Below are 19,952 nucleotides of genomic sequence, written 5' to 3'. Positions count from 1 at the left end.
GTATAAAGGTGGGAAACTTCTGCCGAATAAAGTTAAATTGACAATTCCTTGGATAGCTTATACATGTCCATATCCAAACCGCCTGATTGTTCGAAAACGTCTGCCAACTCATATTCTACCACCATATGATTTCGCATGCCAATTGCAATGCCGCTGCGTCCTTCTATCAATACTTCTACAGCTTTTGCTCCGTACTGACTCGCAATGACACGATCACGCGCAGAAGGAGAACCCCCTCGCTGAATATGTCCCAGGACTGATATACGTGTTTCAATACCAGCTTCACGCTTCAATATTTCGGCAAGCTCGGCAGCTGACATAACCCCTTCAGCTACAATAATGATGCTATGCTTTTTACCTCGTCCCGTCCCACTTTTTAGCCGTTCGATAATATTCGGTAGTTCATATTTTTCTTCTGGAACAAGAATCGTTTCAGCACCGCCGGCCAGTCCCGCCCATAAAGCAAGGTCTCCTGCATCGCGACCCATAACCTCAACGATGAATGTCCGTTCATGAGATGTAGCTGTATCGCGTATCTTATCGATGGCGTCAATGACTGTATTCAATGCCGTATCAAAACCGATTGTGAGTTCAGTGCCATTGATGTCATTATCTATTGTTGCTGGAACGCCGACACATGGTAGGCCGAGAGCTGTTAATTCAAGTGCACCTCTGAATGAACCATCACCGCCAATGACGACTAGCGCTTCAATGCCGTTTAACTTCAATTGCTTTAAGGCTTTTTCACGACCTTCCAGCGTTCGGAATTCAGCACTGCGGGCTGACCGTAATATCGTCCCACCCCGTTGAATGATATCCCCCACGGAGCCTAATTGTAGGAGTTCGATTTTCCCTTCGATTAATCCTTGGTAACCATTAAAAACACCTGCAACTTCAAGTCCTTCGTAAATTGCTTTCCGAACAACTGCCCGAACTGCAGCATTCATCCCTGGTGCGTCTCCCCCACTTGTCAACACGGCAATTTTCTTCATTGAAATCACTCCTATGTAGATTTAGTCTTTTTGTGAACACGAAAAAATGCGGTCACCCGCACCTTTCTTTTATTCAGAAAAAACGCCAATACAACGAAATTTATCATAACGATGGTCAACAAGACCTTTGCCATCCAGAGTTCCTAATTCATCTAACGAAGTTCGAATTGCATTCCCGATACTAATCGCCTGCGCTTTCGAGTCACGATGCGCACCACCCCGAACTTCAGGAATAATAGCATCGATAATACCCATTTCTTTCAAGTGTGGAGCAGTAATTTTCATAGCTTCGGCAGCTTGTTTGGCAAGACTTGAATCTTTCCAAAGAATGGTCGCGGCTCCTTCAGGTGAAATAACGGAGTAGGTTGAATGTTCAAGCATATGAATGTGATTCGCCACCCCAAGTGCCAGCGCCCCGCCACTTCCGCCTTCTCCGATGACGATAGAGATAACTGGAACAGTCAAGCCAGCCATTTCAACAAGATTTCGTGCAATCGCTTCGCTTTGTCCTCGCTCTTCAGCGGCCTTGCCAGGAAAAGCACCTTTTGTATCGATGAAACAAATGATTGGTCTGCCGAATTTTTCAGCTTGTTTCATAAGGCGCAATGCTTTCCTATACCCCTCAGGATGCGGCATTCCGAAATTCCGTTTGACATTCTCTTTTGTGTCTTTCCCACGCTGATGGCCGATAACTGTTATTGGAACGGATTCAAATGAAGCGATACCGCCAACAATTGCTGCGTCATCACCATATGCCCGGTCGCCGTGTAGTTGCATAAAATCTTCAAACAACATATTGATATAATCAATTGTAGTCGGGCGTTCCGGATGCCTCGCCACTTGAACACGGTCCCATGGTTCCATATTCTCGTAAATCTCTTCTTCCAAGTTCTTCAAACGCACTTTCAACGTTCCGATTTCATCTGAAAGGTCAACTGAGTTGTTTGCCGTGAACTCTTCAAGTTCCACGATTTTCTCGCGTAGCTTGACAATTGGCTCCTCGAATTTCAACGTCTTACTCATGTCAATTAGCTCCCTTCACGTGAAGTCGAACAATCTTAGATAAGGTTTCTTTCATATCAGCACGGTGAACGACTGCATCCAATTGGCCGTGATCCAGCAGGAATTCTGCAGTTTGGAAGTCTTCCGGTAATTTTTCCCTAACAGTTTGTTCGATAACGCGTCTACCCGCAAATCCGATAAGTGCTTTCGGCTCTGCGATATTAATATCGCCGACAGAAGCGAAACTTGCGGACACGCCGCCTGTCGTTGGGTACGTCATGACGGATATATATAACAATCCTTCACTGGCATGACGTGTTAGTGCGACACTCGTTTTCGCCATTTGCATGAGCGATAACACGCCTTCCTGCATACGTGCCCCGCCGCTCGCAGAAAAGATAATCATTGGAATACCTAGTGCAGTCGCTTTTTCGATTGCACGGGTAATCTTTTCACCCACAACTGATCCCATCGAACCCATTCGGAAATGGGCATCCATAATGGCTACAGCAATTTCCACTCCATCGATTTTACCTGTACCAGTAAGAACTGCCTCATTTAATCCCGTTTTTCTCGCATCTGACTCAACTTTTTCAGTATAAGCAGGGAAATTAAGCGGATTTTCCGTTTTCAAATGATCGTCAATTGATTTGAACGTCTCTTCATCAAACAAGCAAGCTACACGTTCAGCTGCTGTCATCTTAAAATGATGATCACATTTCGGGCAGACTTTCATTAGTTTGATTAAATCTTTTGTTAAAATAATATTTTTACATTCTGAACATTTCGTCATGATTCCTTCAGGTACGTCATTTTTAGCGTCAACGGAAGGTATTGTCGTCGTATGCTTTTTTCTATTTTTCATAAATAGATCGCGAATCATTTATTATTGTCCCCTCTTTCACTTTCAACTAGTTTAATCCATTCAGAATAGGCTTCCAACGTGGCAATTACATTGCCATTGCCCAAGTTTAGAAGCAACATTTTCACACTTTCATTTTCATCAATCTTTGTCATTTCACTGAATGGTACTTTACTATATTGTTTTAATAAAAACCAAATTTTAAGCGATAATCGATTTCCAGCCGCAACAATCATTTCACGGACAAGGTCCTCTCGTAAAATTTCCCCATCCTGATCAATTTTTTTTAACAAGCTATCCCATACTGGTAACGCCCGTAATGCACTGTCCTTACATATTGTAAGGATTGCCGCAGTTTCATGAATTCTTCTTGTTTCCTGTACATCGGTGACGGAATCTGGCTGTTGCATGATGAAAGCTGCAAGTACTTCAACAAGTTGATGCTTCCTGAAATCGACAAGGAACGTCCCTTCACCCCGCCGCGTTTCGATAAGTCCGAGCAGTTCCAAACTTCGTAACGCTTCACGAATCGTGGATCTCCCTGCCTGCAGACGCTCTGCCAATTCACGTTCGGAAGGCAGCTTTCCACCGGTTTCAATGCCTTCTTCTGTAATTATCGATCTAAGTTCACCGACAATATCTAGAAACATTTTCGACGATGGTTTTGGATTTTGCATGCGTGGACCCCTTTGGAAATATACATGATGAAAAGTGGTCTGACCACTCCTGTCTTAAGCATACAGAAAACGATGCTGAACGTAAAGTGAAAGGTGGAAATTGAACCGAACTGCAACACACGACACCTACATTTGCGCAACGGCACGTCTATTGATTATCCACCTTCCTAAATAAAGAAGCTGTAGACAAGCATACAAGTCTGCATTTGGACTTGTACATTTCCAGCCCGCTTTGGACGAGATGATCACAACACCTTTACCGTGGATTATATGTGGTTGGAAATAACATCGTCATTTCCAACCACATCTTTTTCGGTCATCCTGTTATGACTATCTCTCCGCCGCGTACCTACAATGTTCAAGTGATAGACGCAACTACTTTGGAAGATGATAGAATAACTACCTTTCTACAGGGGTTGCAAGTGCCCGAAGATGAAATTTCGGGCACTTCACCGCTTTTAATAAAGCATTCTTTGCTTATTTCAGCAAAGATAATACAAGTAACAGTGTGCGTTATAGGGAATATGACTTTGCCTTAAATTCGAAAAGAAAATGCTATAAAGAGGGAGTAAGCAGCCAAAATTGAATCTTTGGCTACTACTTTATGGATGGGAAAGTCGATATTCACCCGTTCCCAAAAGCTTTTGCACTTAGTGCACCTGTATCTTTGGAAAGCGACGGACGAACGGACACCATACGATTAACGACAAAGTCGCATTCCTACGCAGCAAGAAATCCCGATAATAGTGTAGTAATCGTTTAGTCCAAAGACATCCGAAAGCAAGCAGTCATTTACTGGTTAACTTTGGCTAATCAACACATGTTTTGCATTTATAAAAAGGCATGCCAGTTATATTGGCATGCCACTCAACTATTTTTCGTTTGTTGAACAAGTATTTGCGGCTTCCCTCTACGACGTTCAACAGTTCCTTCGACTTGAATTATCGCCATTTCTGTAAGCTGACTTTCTGAAATTAAATATTGTTTTGGGAATAATGTACAAGAAATTTGTCCCGTCTCATCCTGAAGCGTAACAAATGCCATCGACTCCCCTTTTTTCGTTCTTATTCGTTTAATCTCGGTAATAAGACCCGCTATTTTCACATACGCTCGGTCTGGAATTGTGTCAATTGAAGTAATGGTATGGAATCCTCCGCCTGCTTCTTTTTTCACTTCTGCCGCAGGGTGTTCTGAAAGATAGAAACCAAGCACCTCTCTTTCATATTCAAGAAGTGTCATGCGCGGCAGTGTACCACCCGGAGAATATTTCGGGCTGGCCACCGAACGAAGTATTTCACTCAATAAATCATCGCCATCATCAGGGCGGATGAATAATGCATGGGATATTGCTGCGTCAATTGAAGCGAGTAAAATAGCCCTTGATTCTCCGAACTCATCTAACGCCCCTGCTTTTACAAGCGGTCGAATAGCCTTCTCAGTGAACACATCCCCACCGACTGATGCTGCCATATCAAATAATGTTTTCCAATTGCCTCCAGACTTCCTTGCACGCTTTATAGCATCGTAAAATGTAGGCGTCACACCTTTAATAGCACCAAGTCCAATCCGGATTGAACCCTTTTCAACCGTATACATATATTTACTATGCTTAATAGATGGCGGTAAAATCTTAACACCCATCGCCTCAGATTCGCGCATCAACTCCATCGCCTTGTCATTATTCCCAGTCATTGACGATAGGAGTGCAGCGTAAAAATAAGCGGGTTCATTCGCTTTCAAATAAGCAAGTCTGTACGAGATAAGAGAGTAGGCCACAGCATGACTTTTCGGAAATCCATAGTCTGCAAACTTTACAATAAGATCGTAGATTGCAATAGCTGCATTTTCTGGAAAATCATTTTCGAACGCTTTTTGTGTGAAACGAATTCGTTCCTTTTCAAGATTCTCCCGATTTTTCTTACTGACGGCACGCCTTAACAGATCCGCTTCACCCATCGTAAATCCCGCCACGCGGACTGCAATTTCCATAATTTGTTCTTGGTAGACGATGACCCCATAAGTTTCTTTCAAAACAGGTTCAAGTTGCGGATGAATATACGTTATTTTTTCATTATCATTTTTGCGCCGGCTATATAATGGGATATTGTCCATTGGTCCCGGTCGATATAGTGCATTAATGGCAAAAATATCTTCGAATTTATTCGGTCGAATCAAACGAAGAGCATCTCTCATTCCATCGGATTCAAACTGAAAGACACCTGTCATATCTCCCGCTCTAAAAAGCTCAAATGTTTTTTCGTCATTTAGGGGAATCTTTTCAAAATCCAAACGAATTCCCCTATCGTAGGCAATCATTGACCTGATACGGTCTAATAAAGTTAAATTACGCAGACCTAAGAAGTCCATCTTTAATAAGCCTTGTTCTTCAACATCCCCCATCGGCCATTGGGTAAGGTAAATTCCATCCGCACCACTTTGAAGCGGTACCACTTCAACAAGCGGGACAGGAGATAAAATCACACCAGCAGCATGCGTTGATGCGTTACGGGGCAATCCTTCAAGACGAATCGCTGCTTTCAACCAATCACTTCGTATCGAGTCAATTGCAATCCAATCTTGCAGTGCCTTCGATTCTGCAACCGCCGCTTCAAGCGTAATTCTATTTCTATTTGGTATTTCCTTTGATAAATAAGCCATTTCTTCATTTGAAAAATCAAACACACGTGCCACATTTCGGGCGACTGATCTGGCGGAAAGCGTACCAAACGTAATGATTTGTGCGACATTTGTCTTCCCGTATTTCTGTGCAACATAGTCAATTACTTCCGCACGCCGATTATCTGCAAAATCGATATCAATGTCCGGCATTGTTACACGGCCCGGATTAAGAAATCGTTCAAATATAAGCCCATATTTAATCGGATCAACATCTGTGATGCCAAGCGCATAAGCAACAAGCGATCCGGCCGAAGACCCCCGCCCTGGACCTGTCAAGATAGCCTTTTCTTTGGCGTAACGCATAAAATCTTCGACAATTAGGAAGTAATCAGCAAAGCCCATTTCACTAATTACACTAATTTCATAACGGAGACGTTCTTCATATACCTCGTCCACTTTGCCTAGTCGTTTCTGCAAACCCTTCACGCCATTTTTCTCCAACAAAGTTGTTGAGGTTTCACCCTCGGGAACTGAAAACACAGGCATAAGCGATTGACTTGGAGGCAATGCTGCATCACAAGACAAGAGCATATCTGACGTGTTCGTAAGCCACTTAGGCCTGTCTGAGAACCATTCAGCAAGCTCATTTTCTTCAGGTAGATATGCCGCCTTTTGTTGATTTTCAGGCTTAGCCGGGTCATTCAGCTTGAATCCTGTCCGAATCGCCTCTGCAACTTCATAAGCGAATGCATCTTCCTTGTCGGTGTACCGGCTTTCATAGACCGCAGCGATAGGCGTACTAGTACTCTCAGCAATTTTTTCAATTAATTCTTCGTCGGGATGTCTGACACCTCCTGCCCTAGCGACACCAATGATTATCGATGACTTGTCACAATCCTTTATGACATGCTGGAACACTTCCTCATTGCCTGATAAGGCTACTCCCCATGATACATCCGTCAATGGGCAAACGACGATACAACCTTTACTATATGCTTTCAACCACTGCAGCGGCAGCGTTTCAGAATCTCTTACAGAAACAGCGCTACTCATTTTCAGCAAGTTTCGATAGCCTTCATCATCTTTTGCATAGACATAAAGAAGGACAACTTCCCCTTCTCCAATTTCTAAAAAGATGGATAACCCGATAACTGGTCGAATTTCGTATTTTTCCATCACTTTATAGAATGACCGAATGCCGTACAATTTCGAGTTAACAATTGCAACGGCTTTAGCCCCTCTCCTTTTCAGAAGCGGGGCTAAGTAATCAAGTTTATTAATGCCACGCAAAAGATCAGCGCCAGTTACTACTTGCGGATAGACAAGTGTCAATGCAATCCCTCCGCCTGTTTTTTATACACACAATTTTTTTAACTTCGCAATGACTTCGTCTACTTCTTCCCACGAGTGGACAGAAGCACCAGAAGCAAGAGGGTGTCCACCGCCGCCGTACTCAGCAGCCAAAGTATTGATGACGGGACCTTTCGAGCGCAGTCGAACGCGAATTTGATCCTCTTCCTCTATGAATATGATCCATGCGACAATCCCTTGTACGTCACCTAACGCCCCAACAAGCTGAGATGTATCAGATGCAGTTACCCCAAATTGTTCAAGTGTCGCTTTGTCTATTTTAACAAATGCCGCTCCATTTTCGTCCATGGTGAAGTTTTGGTACATATATCCTTTTAGATGTAGCAATTCCCGCTTGACCTCGTACATTCCCGCAAATAATTCCGGTCGATCAAAATCAAATTTGATAAGCTCACTTACCGCTTCAAAAGTAGTAGTTGTTGTACTTGGAAACAGAAAACGTCCTGTATCTCCGACAATTCCCGCAAATAGCAGTCTAGCCGCATCAGTAGTCATTTTCCATCCATAAGACTGTTTGCCTTCTTCATACAACGAGTAAATCATTTCAGATGTCGAGCTTGCGGAGGTGTTAACCCATTTGATATCACCGTAAGGATCAGCATCGGGATGATGATCAATCTTCATAAGTACAGCACCTTCTGTATAATACTCACTGTCAATTCGCCCCGTGTTTCCTGTATCAGTAACAATCACAAGAGCGCCTTCATAAAACGATCGCTCGACGTGATCTTGTTGCGCTAGATAGGTAAGTGATTCTTCGTGTTGGCCCACTGCAAACACTTGCTTATTAGGATAGTTTGCTTTTATCAATTCTTTCAATCCTGATTGTGATCCGTACGCATCAGGATCTGGTCTCACATGACGATGAATAATGATTTTATCGTACTTTTCAATTGTGTCGATGATTTGTCTTTTCATATCCGATTCCCCCAAGCTTCGATATATTCAGTTCGCATTCTGCTCCAAAAGCCGCTACAATGTAAGAAGTTTGTATGTAATGGAGGGCTTTCATGTTAACGATAAATTTCATTTTCGTATTTTTCATCATTGCTTCTGCGGTCTTCTATTTTTACTTTAAGACTCGGCAGTTCCGCACAAGATCACTATTTCCTATTCGCAAGAAAATGTATGCCAGTATGTCTGGTTCCTCTCTCGGCGGTTTGCTGTTGTTTTTCGGAATCAATCAGCTGATGCTTTTTGACGGTATCACAACATATATTATTGCTGCCTTATTTATCCTATTCGGAGCTTATGTAGGCATTTTTAATTTCAAGGCCTACAAACATTACAGAAGCTTTGTAGATGAAGAAACAAAGTTGAACGACAACTGATGCGCAAATGTGCATCAGTTTTTCCGTCTAGGCTACATGCGTCAGGTTGTTGCGTTTTTGACTGCGTTCTTTAATTATCGTTCAAACAGTTGATACATAATCATGGCCTTTGCAACTAGGTCTCCTTCAGTTAGTATATCGAAATCGACTTTTACAAACCTTCTACTCATATGTAATATCTTTGGAATAACGACAACTACGCTTCCGAGTTCAACATTCTTAATAAAATACAGCGACATATTTTCCGGGACACTTTCCCCGCGTTTCCGCATTTTGATGGCTCTATTACCCGCTTCAGTCAAAAGGGTGGTCAATGCTCCGTATGACAAAGAACCAAACTGATTCGTCATTTGCGGGATGACTGTAAATTCAACAGTATGCGGTTGTTCAGGAATGGTTTTCATCTGATTTTTAACAATATCATCAATTGTTTCACCCTGTTGAGGTTGACGCTGGGTCATTTGAAGCGCCTTCAAGACATCTTGACGACTAATAATTCCAGCAAGCAGTCCCGCATCCGATACAACCGGTAACAAATCAATACCTTCCCAAATCATACTATGCCCAGCCGAAGCAACAGATGTTTTTCCCGTAACTGTTATTGGATGACGTGTCATTACTTTTTCAATCAATTCATCATCCTTTTTACCAATTGCATCACGTGAAGTAATTACACCAACAAGCTTCCCCCTTTTCTCAACAACTGGATAACCAGTATGAGATGTCCTATCATTTACCTCATGAAAATGAGTGACCTGATCCTTTGCTGAAAGTGTAATTGTGTCAGCAAGGGGTGTCAAAATATCTTCCACAAGCAAAATTTCTTTTTCAATCAACTGATCATAGATTGCCCTATTCAACATCGTTGCAACGGTAAATGTGTCATAACTCGTCGAAATAACTGGTAGTTCCAATTCATCCGCTAACTTTTTCACTTCATCGGATGCGTCAAATCCTCCAGTGACTAGCACTGCAGCACCTGCAAGAAGCGCCGTTTCATGCGCTTTCAATCTATTTCCGACAATCAAAAGACTTCCCGCGTCAATATAGCGCATCATGTCATCTAATTGCATTGCACCTATAACGAATTTCGTCAACGTCTTATGTAATCCCCCACGGCCACCAATCACTAGCCCGTCGACAATGTTAAGCACTTCTGCAAATGTGAGACGTTCAATATTCTCTTTCTTTTTCTTTTCAATTCGGATTGTGCCTACCCGTTCAATCGTATTGACGAGTTTCTGATTTTCCGCCTCTTTGATGGCACGGTAAGCAGTCCCTTCGCTGACAGACAGCGCCTTTGCTACTTGGCGGACCGAAATTTTCTCACCGACTGCTAGCCCATCGATATAACGGAGTATCAATTCATGTTTTGTCGCCATGTCTTCACCTTTTCTCTATCATGACCTTAAGGACATTCTACCACAAAAAACTTAAGAGAAGGGCTAACCGAGCGCCTGAATGCAATAGATGAGATCTTTCAAAAGAACTTTCGTATAGCACTTTTATAATTCGAAAGTTTCCCCCGTCTCCATTATTTTCACTTCATATCCTTCCACGAGTGCTTTGAATGTTTCGGGGTCCTGCTCAATTGGTGGGAATGTATTGAAATGGATTGGGACAGCAAGTTTCGGATTGAGCAACCCGACTGCGTATGCAGCATCTACGGGGCCCATCGTAAAATTATCACCGATTGGAACAAATGCGACATCGATTGAGTGACGTTTACCAATCATCTCCATATCACCGAAAATAGCTGTGTCGCCAGCATGATAAATTGTTTTGTCTTCCGCCATTACTAAAATACCCGCGGGCATACCCGTATAAATGATTTCATTGGTCTCGGTCGTGTATGAGGAACTATGAAACGCTTGCGTATATTTCACTGTACCGAATTCAAATTCGCAGGCACCTCCAATATTCATACCATGTGTTCGGATTCCCTGCCACCCCAAATAAACGGCAAGCTCATTTGGGGCTACGACTAGTGCATCGCTTGCCTTTGCAATTGCCACCGTATCCCCGACATGATCATTATGCCCATGCGTCAGTAAAATAATATCCGGTTTTTCATTTCCAACTTCAAGATCCGTCAGCTTATTTCCCGTTATGAACGGGTCAATGAGAATTGTGTAGTCACCTGTTTTTATTTTCACAATCGAGTGACCGTGGTATGAAATTTGCATTTGAAAATCTCCTCCATTTTTTATCTTCATAAAGACAAATTTCGATATACAACCCAAAAACCCTCTTTTTTGTTATAATGGTTGCAGTTACATAGGAGGTTATTAAATTGGGTAAAGTTAAAGAAATTCAACAGTTTTTACAGAAAGAAAATCTTGACGCAGCATTTATAACTACACCAGATAACGTATTTTACGTTTCGGGATTCCACAGCGACCCGCATGAACGTCTTCTTGGCGTAATGGTATTTAAAGATGCAGAACCATTTGTGATTTGTCCCTTGATGGAAGTACCTGACGTAAAAGCAGCTGGTTGGTCATTTGATGCAGTTGGACACGAAGATACGGATGATGCTTGGGATATCGTAATGGAGGCTGTCCGTAAACGTGGAGGGCTTCCTACTTCAATCGCAATTGAGAAATCTCATTTGACAGTGGAGCGTTTAGAACGGATGGACCAACTGTTTGCAGGCGCTACATTCGTTCGCCTTGACGAACAGCTAAACGGCATGCGTAACATCAAAAGCGAAGATGAACTTACTAATTTACGTAAAGCCGCTGAACTGGCTGATTACGCGATTGAAGTTGGTTGCAGGGAAATCGCTGAAGGAAAAACTGAACTTGAGATTCTTATGGCAATTGAGTTTGAAATGAAGAAAAAAGGCGTTCAGAAAATGGCGTTCGATACGATGGTTCTTTCTGGTCCGAAAACAGCATCTCCACACGGTACACCAGGAGATCGTAAAATCCAAAAAGGCGATTTTATCCTCTTTGACCTAGGCGTTGTTTATAATGGCTACTGTTCAGATATTACACGCACAGTCGCGTTCGGTGAACCTACGGATGCAATGCGCGAAATTTATGAAACGGTAAGAAAAGCGGAACAGGCTGCTGTTGATTTGGTCCGTCCCGGCGTCAAAGCTATGGAAATTGATAAAGCTGCGCGTGATGTGATTGATCAAGCGGGTTACGGTGAATACTTCACGCACCGTATCGGTCACGGACTTGGAATTTCGGTTCACGAGTTCCCATCCATGACTGGTACAAATGAATTTGCTCTTGTGGAAGGTATGGTCTTCACAATCGAGCCAGGTATTTATAATCCTGCAGTCACGGGTGTACGGATTGAAGATGATGTTGTCGTTACAGCTAATGGCGTCGAAGTATTAACGAAATTCCCTAAAGAATTGCAGATTATTCAACCGTAATCAAAAAGGCTGCCCACACTTTCACAAGTGTGGGCAGCCTTTTTAGATCAATTACGCCTCGACTTAATTTGAATCGGCAGGAACTTCTGCCGATTTAAGTTAAATTATTGATTCAATAGCGTTTCCGCAGACACATACTCAATACCTTGAGCATCTGCTACAGCTTTATATGTAACATGCCCTTCCATTGTGTTAATACCTTTTTGAAGAGGAACGTTGTCCAGACAAGCTTTTTTGTAGCCTTTGTTCGCAATTTGAAGTGCATAAGGAACTGTTACATTCGTTAATGCAGTTGTTGAAGTTTGCGGAACTGCACCTGGCATATTCGCTACCGCGTAGTGAACTACACCATGTTTCACATAAGTTGGCTCATCGTGAGTCGTTACACGATCCGATGTTGCAAAAATACCACCTTGATCGATTGCGATGTCTACAAGAACAGATCCTGGTTTCATCGATTTAACCATATCTTCTGAAACAAGTTTAGGTGCTCTCGCTCCAGGGATCAAAACAGCCCCGATAACAAGATCCGCTTCTTTAACAGATTCAGCAATATTGAATGGATTTGAAACAAGTGTTTGAATATCATTGCCGAAAATTTCGTCTAATTGACGCAGACGATCGACTGACAAGTCAAGAACAGTTACTTTCGCACCCATTCCAACTGCTATGCGTGCAGCATTTGTTCCAGCTTGCCCACCGCCGATAACAGTAACGTGACCGCGTGAAACGCCCGGTACGCCGCTCAATAGAATACCTTTACCACCATTTGTTTGTTGTAAATATTGTGCACCAATTTGTGTAGCCATACGTCCCGCAACTTCACTCATAGGAGCAAGAAGAGGCAATGAGTTATTTGGAAGTTGTACAGTTTCGTAAGCAATCCCTACAACTTTTTTGTCAAGAAGTGCTTTTGTTAATTCTACTTCAGGTGCAAGGTGCAAATAAGTGAACAAGATTAGCCCTTCACTGAAATAGCCGTATTCAGAAGCAACTGGTTCTTTTACTTTCATAACCATATTCACATTCCATGCTTCTACTGCAGTTTCAACGATTTTAGCGCCAGCTTCAGTGTAATCCTCGTCCGTAAAACTTGAACCTAGACCCGCACCTTTTTCAATGATAACCTCATGACCTGCCGACTTTAAGTTGAAAACGCCTGCAGGTGTCATAGCGACACGGTTTTCGTTGTTTTTCACTTCTTTTGGGACACCAATAATCATTGCAATTCCTCCTAAAGTTAACGTTTAGTTAGTTGGCCATTTCATAAGCTTTCATCCGGACCAATCTATTTTTAATATTATCAGATAGTAAGGATTAATGCTGTACTTTATCAATTCGTGAAATATTCTGCCCATTGCAAGTCTTATTATTTAACGATTTCAGCAAACTCAAACTCCAAACTGTAACAATTTTGTCGGAACTTGAATTATTCATCGTTTTCTTTTTCATTTTAAAAGGTTTTCCTCCCTTTCTATAGAAGTAAGTAAGTATACCAATCTAAGGATGGAGTGAGTTAAATGACATTAGTATACAAACAAATTCTTGTTGCTGTCGACGGATCAAAAGAATCAGAGTGGGCTTTCAAAAAAGCGGTGGCAATTGCAGATAGAAACGAAGCTACATTAAATTTGATTAATATCATCGATACACGCTCATATGCTGCGGTCGAAGCTTATGATCGATCGATTGCGGAGAGAGCACAGAAGTTCGCAGAAGAGTTGTTGAACAACTATAAATTGGAAGCCGAAAAAGCTGGCTTGCAGCATGTTAATGTCATGGTAGAATACGGGTCACCAAAAACAATGATCTCTAAAGACATTTCAAAAAAACTACAAGCAGACCTTATCATTTGTGGGGCAACGGGATTGAACGCGGTCGAACGTTTCCTAATCGGTAGTGTATCCGAAAACATCGTCCGTTCTGCAAAATGTGACGTACTCGTCATACGTACACCAGAAGCATTATAAAAAAAAAAGCACAAGCATTGAAAGGCCTGTAGGAAAAGGCGCTCCTAGCCATTACCTGCAGGACAGAAGCAACTCAAGGGGCCATCCGTTGGAGTCTAGACGTGAAATCCCTATGTTACAACTTATCCACAGTACGATATTTATAGTCTCCTGGTAACAATAAAAGAGTTGCCCATTATTTCCTGGGCAACTCTTTTATTATCAAACACCTATTGGATGATTTACAACTTCGCAACACGCATCGTATCACGCGCAATCATAACTTCTTCATTGGTTGGAATCACTAACACCTTAACTGAAGAGTACGGGAAACTGATATGCAATTCCTTGCCTTTAATAGTATTCAAATCTGGGTCAATGTAAACCCCCATAAATTCAAGACCTTCCAACACTTTTTTACGAATGACATCACTATTTTCACCGATTCCAGCTGTAAAGATAATCGCATCCACTCCACCCATCCTCGCCGCATACGAACCAATGTATTTATGTATTCGATCTGCAAAAACGTCTAGAGCCAATTGTGCACGCGTATTCCCTTTTAAAGCTTCGATTTCAATATCACGTAAATCGCTTGAAAACCCTGAAATAGCTAGCATTCCTGATTGTTTATTCAAAACATCCAGGACTTCTTCGACCGTCTTTCCCGTCTGCTCCATAATATACGGGATGAGTGCCGGATCAATATTTCCTGAACGCGTTCCCATCGTCACTCCAGCAAGTGGCGTAAAACCCATCGATGTATCTAGAGATTTCCCACCTTCAACAGCCGCAATACTCGCACCATTTCCCAAATGACAGGAAATAAGACGCGTACCTTCAAGTGGACGATTTAATAATTCCGCAGCACGTTCTGTTACATACTTATGGCTTGTGCCATGGAAACCGTATTTCCGAATTCCATATTTCTCATAATACTCGTAAGGTAACGGATAGAGAAAAGAACTTTCAGGCATCGTCTGATGGAATGCCGTGTCAAAAACCGCAATAGCGGGCACATTGGGCAATGCTTTTCTAAATTCATTAATGCCAACTATATTTGCCGGATTATGAAGCGGCGCAAGGTTTGATAGTCCCTCAAGGGTTGCGATTATATCATCACTAATGAGTACGGCATCACTGAAAACCTCGCCGCCATGAACAACACGGTGACCGATTCCATCAATTTCATCGAATGAACGTACGACCCCTTCACTGATCAGCATTTTAAGAACCAAAGATACAGCCTCGGTATGATTCTGGATATCTTGATTCTTTTCCACTCTGCCTTGTTCGAATTTCATAATGAAAACCGATTCCGACAGACCAATTCGATCAATTTGACCTTTTGCCGTTACGTGCTCTTCTGGCATCTGGAGAAGTTGAAACTTCAAGGACGAACTTCCAGCGTTTATCGCTAAAATGTTCCGCATATAAAGCTCCCCTTTTAAAATTATTTCTTAACTAGTTACTTTAGCTTTTACCTATATATTGAACAAATAAATATCTATATTAACTAAGTGAAGACGCCTTAAAAGGTGTAGCCGAAGCCCTAAGACTGATAGTGTAGTGGTCAGGCTTAGGGCGGGAGGCATCCCCTAGCGCCGCAGCGAATTCAACGGAACTTTTTATTCAGTAGCCCAAATATCAATTTTCTGAAGAAACAGTGCCATGGCATGTTTATCAGTCATATTCGGAACTTTAGCAAGGAGGACATCATGTGACACTTTTGCTTCAGGTAAAGGTTTTTGTAAGATTAGTATACTTTTTGCATGTGCCACATTTTTAAATAGCGAATCAGGCAACTGAATAATTGCACGGATATTCGTTTGTTTTTTCAAATAGGGATGCAATGTAGGCGATTGATCGGACTCAAACAAATTGGCGGGTATGATGAATACGCCGTGGCCACCCGGTTTCGTATGCTTCATTGATTGTTCAATGAACAGATGATGTGCATAAGCATGTCCTTCTGCAGGCATCAATTCATAATTGAGCGCATTTTCATCATCAGGATAAAATCCGACAGGCAAATCGCTTATAGTGATGTCTACCGGATCTACAAATAACGGCCGCAATGCATCCTGAACATAAAATGTGACAGGATGTTCAAGCAATTCCGCAGTGACAGCAGACAATCTGACTAATAAATCATCAATTTCAATTGCTGTTGCAGTGACATCGTTTTCAATTGAGTTCATGACCGTATAGAGGAGATTTCCTGTACCAGCTGCAGGGTCTAGAAGTGTAATGCCTTGTTCACCTGTCGCCAATTTGCCAGCAATATGTCCAATGAGCATTCCGATTGAGTCTGGAGTCATCTGGTGGTTAGGCTGTACATTTTGCTTCATCCCCTTCAGGACTGCAAGCTGGATACCTCTGCGAATATCCTCTTTAGTTACTGTTTCTGATACCATAGGTTGCGATTCTCCAGAAAGCCACTTTTGACAAATGTCAATGATTGCTTCCAAGTAAAGTGCCTCTTTCGATTCCGCATATGTGTCGATAAATGTAAATATCTTTTCTGTATTTGTTGTCATTTAGTTATCCCTCAACTCACAAAACCCACCCGTCTCCGAGTGGGTTTTCATTAGTATTTTTTAGTTATTTCGTTAATTCTTTTACGGCTAAAATTGCTTTTTCATAGTCAGGATGGTCTGTGCCTTCACCGACATATTCAACATAAGTCACTTTATCATCTTTATCTATAACAAATATGGAGCGAGCAAGCAAACGAAGTTCTTTGATAACAACGCCATACGCTTCTCCAAATGATAAATCGCGATGATCGGATAATGTCTGTAGATTCGCAATACCTTCAGCAGCACACCATCTCGCTTGTGCAAAAGGAAGATCGGCAGAAATCGTCAACACTTGAACGTCATCTCCAAGGGTAGAAGCTTCCTCGTTAAATTTACGCGTCTGCGTTGAACAAACACCTGTATCAATTGAAGGAATAACACTGATTAACCTGATTTTCCCTTTCGAATCGGCAAGTGTCACCGGACTCAAATCATTCGCAAGCACTGTAAAATCTTGCGCAGTATCACCTACTGCAACTTCTTTTCCAAGCAATGTAACGGGATTGTTCTTGAATGTAACGTTAGCCATTAAGACGCCTCCTCTTCTAAATCTATCTTACTAAATGATAGTACCCTCTTGCAACTGTTGTCCCTTAATCCGTTTACGGTAATCTACACGCATCTCTTTTTCATAAGAATGCTCATGTTCGACAACTGTATCAGCGAATAAGTCATGCAATGCTTCCTTTCTAGGCATGAATAGGACTAGCAGATAAGGGAGGACCAACATTTTCGATATGAATCTCCCGATAACTTCACGGAATATGACAGACCCCCACGTAAGCTTGCCCCCGTCTTTAGCCGCGACTCTTATACCCATAATCATCTTCCCTACTGTCTGCTGTAAATATTTCGTCATTAGCGTGAAATAAAGCAATAGCAAGATAAGAATTGTGACTTTATAGCTGCTGAACAAGAAGAATGGCGGATTAGTAATCTCCCAACCTGCAACTCGAAATATTGGCTTAATGATAATCCCACTTATTGCTGATAAAACAAGAAGATCGATTGCATATGCCCATAGTCGCGTCCAGAAACCCGCATACTTCGCCCGATAATGCTCCGCTTGAATAGTCTCGTAATCTGGAACAGGCGTCGCAGCTGTGGAATTCCCCGTCAGATTCGGTTGTTGTTCAATATGTTCCGACATACGCTTGCCCTCCTTATTTTTCACCATACAAATACATCATCCGTGGTGCATTGTAATCGTTTAATAACTTGCCTATCAGTTCAGACTCAATAGTACTGCCAAACATATTTCCTGCCTTCACGCCGAGCATTGAAGTCCAGCTATCAAGGGATGTATACTCAAAGACAGTGGCATCTTGTAGATTATAATCTTCTTTCATCGCAGCAATAACATCGCTTGCCTTGCCATATTCATCTGCGAGTCCAGCTTCAATTGCCTGGCGTCCGTTCATGATACGGCCATCAGCCACTTTTTTCACTTCAGCTTCTGTCATGCCGCGACCCTCTTCGATAATATCAACAAAACGCTCGTAGGAATCATTTATCATTTCTTGAAGCATAACGCGTTCTTCGTCTTTCATCTCACGCGATCCACTCATTATATCTTTGTAAGGACCTGTCTTGATCGTGTTGAAATCAATTCCGTATTTCTCGGCAAGTTTCGCGTAGTTAACACTTTCCATTATGACACCAATTGAACCTGTAATCGTTTCATGATTAACAAATATCTTCTCAGCTGGTGCTGACACATAATAACCGCCTGAAGCAGCCATTCCACCCATCGAAACATACAGCGGAATTTCTCTTTCTACTTGAATCATGCGAAGGGCATCATAAATATCCGCTGATTCAACAACTCCACCACCAGGTGAATTCACCTCAAGAACTACGCCTTTCACAGTAGTGTCCTCAAGAATCTCTGATAGCTGATTCATGAAATATTGATGATTATAGCCCCCAGATTGGAAAAGGGATGATGTATTCCCCAAATCCTGAATAACGCCATTTAGCGAAAGAACGGCGATTTTCTCCTTACCGTTTCCTTCCTCAATAACCGTCTCCTTATACCCTGAAGATGACGTCGCCATCATTTCGTCGAAGAAGCCGTTGAAGTCTCTCGTAAATATGTACGATAGCGAATTGATGCCTACAGAAACAAAAATAAGTACTGTAGCGACGATGATTGCAATCCATCGTTTCATTGTCATTTCAATTTCCTCCTTTTTTCATTCCACTAACTTATACGTTCTGATACACCAAAATGTTTCACTCCATGGTAAAATCAGTATAACTTATTCAGAGGGGGCTTTGTGTAATGACAGATCGAATGAATATTTTTATTTACAGCAAACATGATGAAGATTCACTTGATAAAAAATCCAAAGTGGCAGATGCGTTAATCCATGAGGGTTTTACAATGACCGACAACGATAAAGATGCGAATATTATCATCAGCATTGGTAGCGATGGTTCGTTTTTACAGGCTGTTCGAAAGACCGGTTTCCGACAGGACTGTTTATATGCGGGCATTTCTTTAACAGGTAAACCCGGACTTTACTGTGATTTCCATTATAATAATCTTTTCGAAATGACGCAGACCATTCGTAAAGCTGGCCTTGAAGTGAGAAAGTATCCACTTATCGAAGTAAAGATTGATAATCACCAACCATTCTATTGCCTAAATGAATTCAGTATTCGTTCGAATATTATTCGGACATTCGTACTGGATGTCATTATTGACGATAAATTGTTCGAAACTTTCCTCGGAGATGGTCTTATAATTTCGACACCGACTGGCAGTACTGCTTACAATAAATCAGTCAATGGAGCTGTCGTTGATCCATTACTTCGGTGTTTCCAAGTGACTGAACTTGCTTCCGTAAACAATAATAAATATAGAACACTTGGCTCGTCCTTCATCATGAGTGGCGAACGTAAATTCCAACTAAAGGTTCATCAGGACGGGAACGTTTTCCCTTTAGTTGCCGCTGACAATGAAGCGCTTGGGATTCGCCAGGTTGAAAGCGTGGAAATCAGATTAAGCGATAAAACTGTGAGAACGGTAAAACTTAAAAACAACTCCTTCTGGGAGAAAGTACAGCGAATTTATTTATAAAAAGGGGTAGAATGAGAATCAGTATTAATTTATGGTCCTTTATACTTTCATTACTTTGTATCCCTTTATTTTTCATCGCAACATCGTCTGC

18 protein-coding genes are annotated in these 19,952 nt (G+C 42.0%); 4 read left to right on the top strand and 14 right to left on the bottom strand.

Annotated elements, in window-relative coordinates; all coding sequences use genetic code 11:
- Positions 1-32: 32 nt before the first annotated feature.
- The 6 genes from pfkA to I2483_RS14885 all read right to left on the bottom strand — a co-directional run bounded on the left by pfkA (position 33) and on the right by I2483_RS14885 (position 8,441).
- Positions 33-992 carry a 6-phosphofructokinase gene (pfkA, locus tag I2483_RS14910; RefSeq protein ID WP_207277909.1) on the bottom strand — a complete coding sequence of 320 codons (960 nt, stop codon included), beginning with the start codon at positions 990-992 and terminating at the stop codon, positions 33-35.
- Positions 993-1,061: 69 nt separating this feature from the next.
- Positions 1,062-2,015: an acetyl-CoA carboxylase carboxyltransferase subunit alpha gene (locus I2483_RS14905; protein ID WP_207277908.1), complete on the bottom strand. Its 954-nt coding sequence runs from the start codon at positions 2,013-2,015 to the stop codon at positions 1,062-1,064.
- 1 nt (position 2,016) lies between these two features.
- Positions 2,017-2,877 (bottom strand): acetyl-CoA carboxylase, carboxyltransferase subunit beta, encoded by an 861-nt coding sequence (gene accD / locus I2483_RS14900; RefSeq protein ID WP_207277907.1) that lies wholly within the window; start codon positions 2,875-2,877, stop codon positions 2,017-2,019.
- Entirely contained in the window at positions 2,874-3,533 is a 660-nt protein-coding gene (locus I2483_RS14895; RefSeq protein ID WP_207277906.1) for a FadR/GntR family transcriptional regulator, read from the bottom strand. Before I2483_RS14895 ends, accD begins: the two co-directional genes overlap by 4 nt.
- Positions 3,534-4,400: 867 nt before the next feature.
- Positions 4,401-7,484 carry a DNA polymerase III subunit alpha gene (gene dnaE / locus I2483_RS14890; RefSeq protein ID WP_207277905.1) on the bottom strand — a complete coding sequence of 1,028 codons (3,084 nt, stop codon included), beginning with the start codon at positions 7,482-7,484 and terminating at the stop codon, positions 4,401-4,403.
- 21 nt (positions 7,485-7,505) lie between these two features.
- Positions 7,506-8,441 carry a DHH family phosphoesterase gene (locus I2483_RS14885; RefSeq protein ID WP_207277904.1) on the bottom strand — a complete coding sequence of 312 codons (936 nt, stop codon included), beginning with the start codon at positions 8,439-8,441 and terminating at the stop codon, positions 7,506-7,508.
- A 92-nt stretch (positions 8,442-8,533) separates the two neighbouring features.
- On the opposite strand from I2483_RS14885, the gene I2483_RS14880 reads away from it, so the two are divergent.
- Positions 8,534-8,854 (top strand): YtpI family protein, encoded by a 321-nt coding sequence (locus I2483_RS14880; RefSeq protein ID WP_207277903.1) that lies wholly within the window; start codon positions 8,534-8,536, stop codon positions 8,852-8,854.
- 74 nt (positions 8,855-8,928) lie between these two features.
- Here I2483_RS14880 and I2483_RS14875 read toward each other — a convergent pair whose 3' ends face one another.
- Positions 8,929-10,236 carry a DRTGG domain-containing protein gene (locus I2483_RS14875; protein ID WP_207277902.1) on the bottom strand — a complete coding sequence of 436 codons (1,308 nt, stop codon included), beginning with the start codon at positions 10,234-10,236 and terminating at the stop codon, positions 8,929-8,931.
- A gap of 123 nt (positions 10,237-10,359) precedes the next feature.
- Entirely contained in the window at positions 10,360-11,040 is a 681-nt protein-coding gene (locus I2483_RS14870; RefSeq protein ID WP_207277901.1) for a metal-dependent hydrolase, read from the bottom strand.
- Positions 11,041-11,147: 107 nt separating this feature from the next.
- Between I2483_RS14870 and I2483_RS14865 the strand changes: the two genes are divergently transcribed.
- On the top strand, positions 11,148-12,245 hold the full coding sequence (locus I2483_RS14865) for a M24 family metallopeptidase (RefSeq protein ID WP_207277900.1): 1,098 nt from the start codon (positions 11,148-11,150) through the stop codon (positions 12,243-12,245).
- A gap of 104 nt (positions 12,246-12,349) precedes the next feature.
- On the opposite strand, the gene ald is transcribed toward I2483_RS14865, so the two are convergent.
- Positions 12,350-13,468, bottom strand: a complete 1,119-nt coding sequence (ald, locus tag I2483_RS14860) for an alanine dehydrogenase (RefSeq protein WP_186670052.1) — start codon at positions 13,466-13,468, stop codon at positions 12,350-12,352.
- Between the two features lie 297 nt (positions 13,469-13,765).
- On the opposite strand from ald, the gene I2483_RS14855 reads away from it, so the two are divergent.
- Positions 13,766-14,215, top strand: a complete 450-nt coding sequence (locus I2483_RS14855) for a universal stress protein (RefSeq protein WP_186670050.1) — start codon at positions 13,766-13,768, stop codon at positions 14,213-14,215.
- 221 nt (positions 14,216-14,436) lie between these two features.
- On the opposite strand, the gene I2483_RS14850 is transcribed toward I2483_RS14855, so the two are convergent.
- The 5 genes from I2483_RS14850 to sppA form a co-directional block, all read right to left on the bottom strand.
- A complete protein-coding gene (locus I2483_RS14850) occupies positions 14,437-15,627 on the bottom strand; it encodes an acetate kinase (RefSeq protein WP_207277899.1) in 1,191 nt (396 codons plus the stop codon).
- Between the two features lie 195 nt (positions 15,628-15,822).
- On the bottom strand, positions 15,823-16,734 hold the full coding sequence (locus I2483_RS14845; RefSeq protein ID WP_207277898.1) for a class I SAM-dependent methyltransferase: 912 nt from the start codon (positions 16,732-16,734) through the stop codon (positions 15,823-15,825).
- Positions 16,735-16,798: 64 nt separating this feature from the next.
- Positions 16,799-17,305 (bottom strand): thiol peroxidase, encoded by a 507-nt coding sequence (tpx, locus tag I2483_RS14840; RefSeq protein WP_207277897.1) that lies wholly within the window; start codon positions 17,303-17,305, stop codon positions 16,799-16,801.
- A gap of 30 nt (positions 17,306-17,335) precedes the next feature.
- A complete protein-coding gene (locus I2483_RS14835; RefSeq protein ID WP_207277896.1) occupies positions 17,336-17,926 on the bottom strand; it encodes an RDD family protein in 591 nt (196 codons plus the stop codon).
- A gap of 13 nt (positions 17,927-17,939) precedes the next feature.
- The gene (gene sppA, locus I2483_RS14830; RefSeq protein ID WP_207277895.1) at positions 17,940-18,953 is read right to left on the bottom strand and encodes a signal peptide peptidase SppA; all 1,014 of its coding nucleotides are present in this window, start codon (positions 18,951-18,953) and stop codon (positions 17,940-17,942) included.
- Positions 18,954-19,060: 107 nt separating this feature from the next.
- Here sppA and I2483_RS14825 point away from each other — a divergent pair, with 107 nt between their 5' ends.
- Positions 19,061-19,861, top strand: a complete 801-nt coding sequence (locus I2483_RS14825) for an NAD kinase (RefSeq protein ID WP_207277894.1) — start codon at positions 19,061-19,063, stop codon at positions 19,859-19,861.
- Positions 19,862-19,952: the final 91 nt, after the last annotated feature.

The organism is Sporosarcina sp. E16_3 (genome assembly GCF_017347125.1).
GTDB lineage: Bacteria > Bacillota > Bacilli > Bacillales_A > Planococcaceae > Sporosarcina.
Note: the sequence above shows the minus strand (reverse complement) of the source record. Positions and strands in the feature narration are given on the sequence as shown.

What these genes read in the sequence shown, in the direction of transcription:
- pfkA (WP_207277909.1), bottom strand. Translation starts at nt 992, where the DNA reads ATGAAGAAAATTGCCGTGTTGACAAGTGGGGGAGACGCACCAGGGATG.
- I2483_RS14905 (WP_207277908.1), bottom strand. Translation starts at nt 2,015, where the DNA reads ATGAGTAAGACGTTGAAATTCGAGGAGCCAATTGTCAAGCTACGCGAG.
- accD (WP_207277907.1), bottom strand. Translation starts at nt 2,877, where the DNA reads ATGATTCGCGATCTATTTATGAAAAATAGAAAAAAGCATACGACGACA.
- I2483_RS14895 (WP_207277906.1), bottom strand. Translation starts at nt 3,533, where the DNA reads ATGCAAAATCCAAAACCATCGTCGAAAATGTTTCTAGATATTGTCGGT.
- I2483_RS14885 (WP_207277904.1), bottom strand. Translation starts at nt 8,441, where the DNA reads ATGAAAAGACAAATCATCGACACAATTGAAAAGTACGATAAAATCATT.
- I2483_RS14880 (WP_207277903.1), top strand. Translation starts at nt 8,534, where the DNA reads ATGTTAACGATAAATTTCATTTTCGTATTTTTCATCATTGCTTCTGCG.
- I2483_RS14875 (WP_207277902.1), bottom strand. Translation starts at nt 10,236, where the DNA reads ATGGCGACAAAACATGAATTGATACTCCGTTATATCGATGGGCTAGCA.
- I2483_RS14870 (WP_207277901.1), bottom strand. Translation starts at nt 11,040, where the DNA reads ATGCAAATTTCATACCACGGTCACTCGATTGTGAAAATAAAAACAGGT.
- ald (WP_186670052.1), bottom strand. Translation starts at nt 13,468, where the DNA reads ATGATTATTGGTGTCCCAAAAGAAGTGAAAAACAACGAAAACCGTGTC.
- I2483_RS14855 (WP_186670050.1), top strand. Translation starts at nt 13,766, where the DNA reads ATGACATTAGTATACAAACAAATTCTTGTTGCTGTCGACGGATCAAAA.
- I2483_RS14850 (WP_207277899.1), bottom strand. Translation starts at nt 15,627, where the DNA reads ATGCGGAACATTTTAGCGATAAACGCTGGAAGTTCGTCCTTGAAGTTT.
- I2483_RS14845 (WP_207277898.1), bottom strand. Translation starts at nt 16,734, where the DNA reads ATGACAACAAATACAGAAAAGATATTTACATTTATCGACACATATGCG.
- tpx (WP_207277897.1), bottom strand. Translation starts at nt 17,305, where the DNA reads ATGGCTAACGTTACATTCAAGAACAATCCCGTTACATTGCTTGGAAAA.
- I2483_RS14835 (WP_207277896.1), bottom strand. Translation starts at nt 17,926, where the DNA reads ATGTCGGAACATATTGAACAACAACCGAATCTGACGGGGAATTCCACA.
- sppA (WP_207277895.1), bottom strand. Translation starts at nt 18,953, where the DNA reads ATGACAATGAAACGATGGATTGCAATCATCGTCGCTACAGTACTTATT.
- I2483_RS14825 (WP_207277894.1), top strand. Translation starts at nt 19,061, where the DNA reads ATGACAGATCGAATGAATATTTTTATTTACAGCAAACATGATGAAGAT.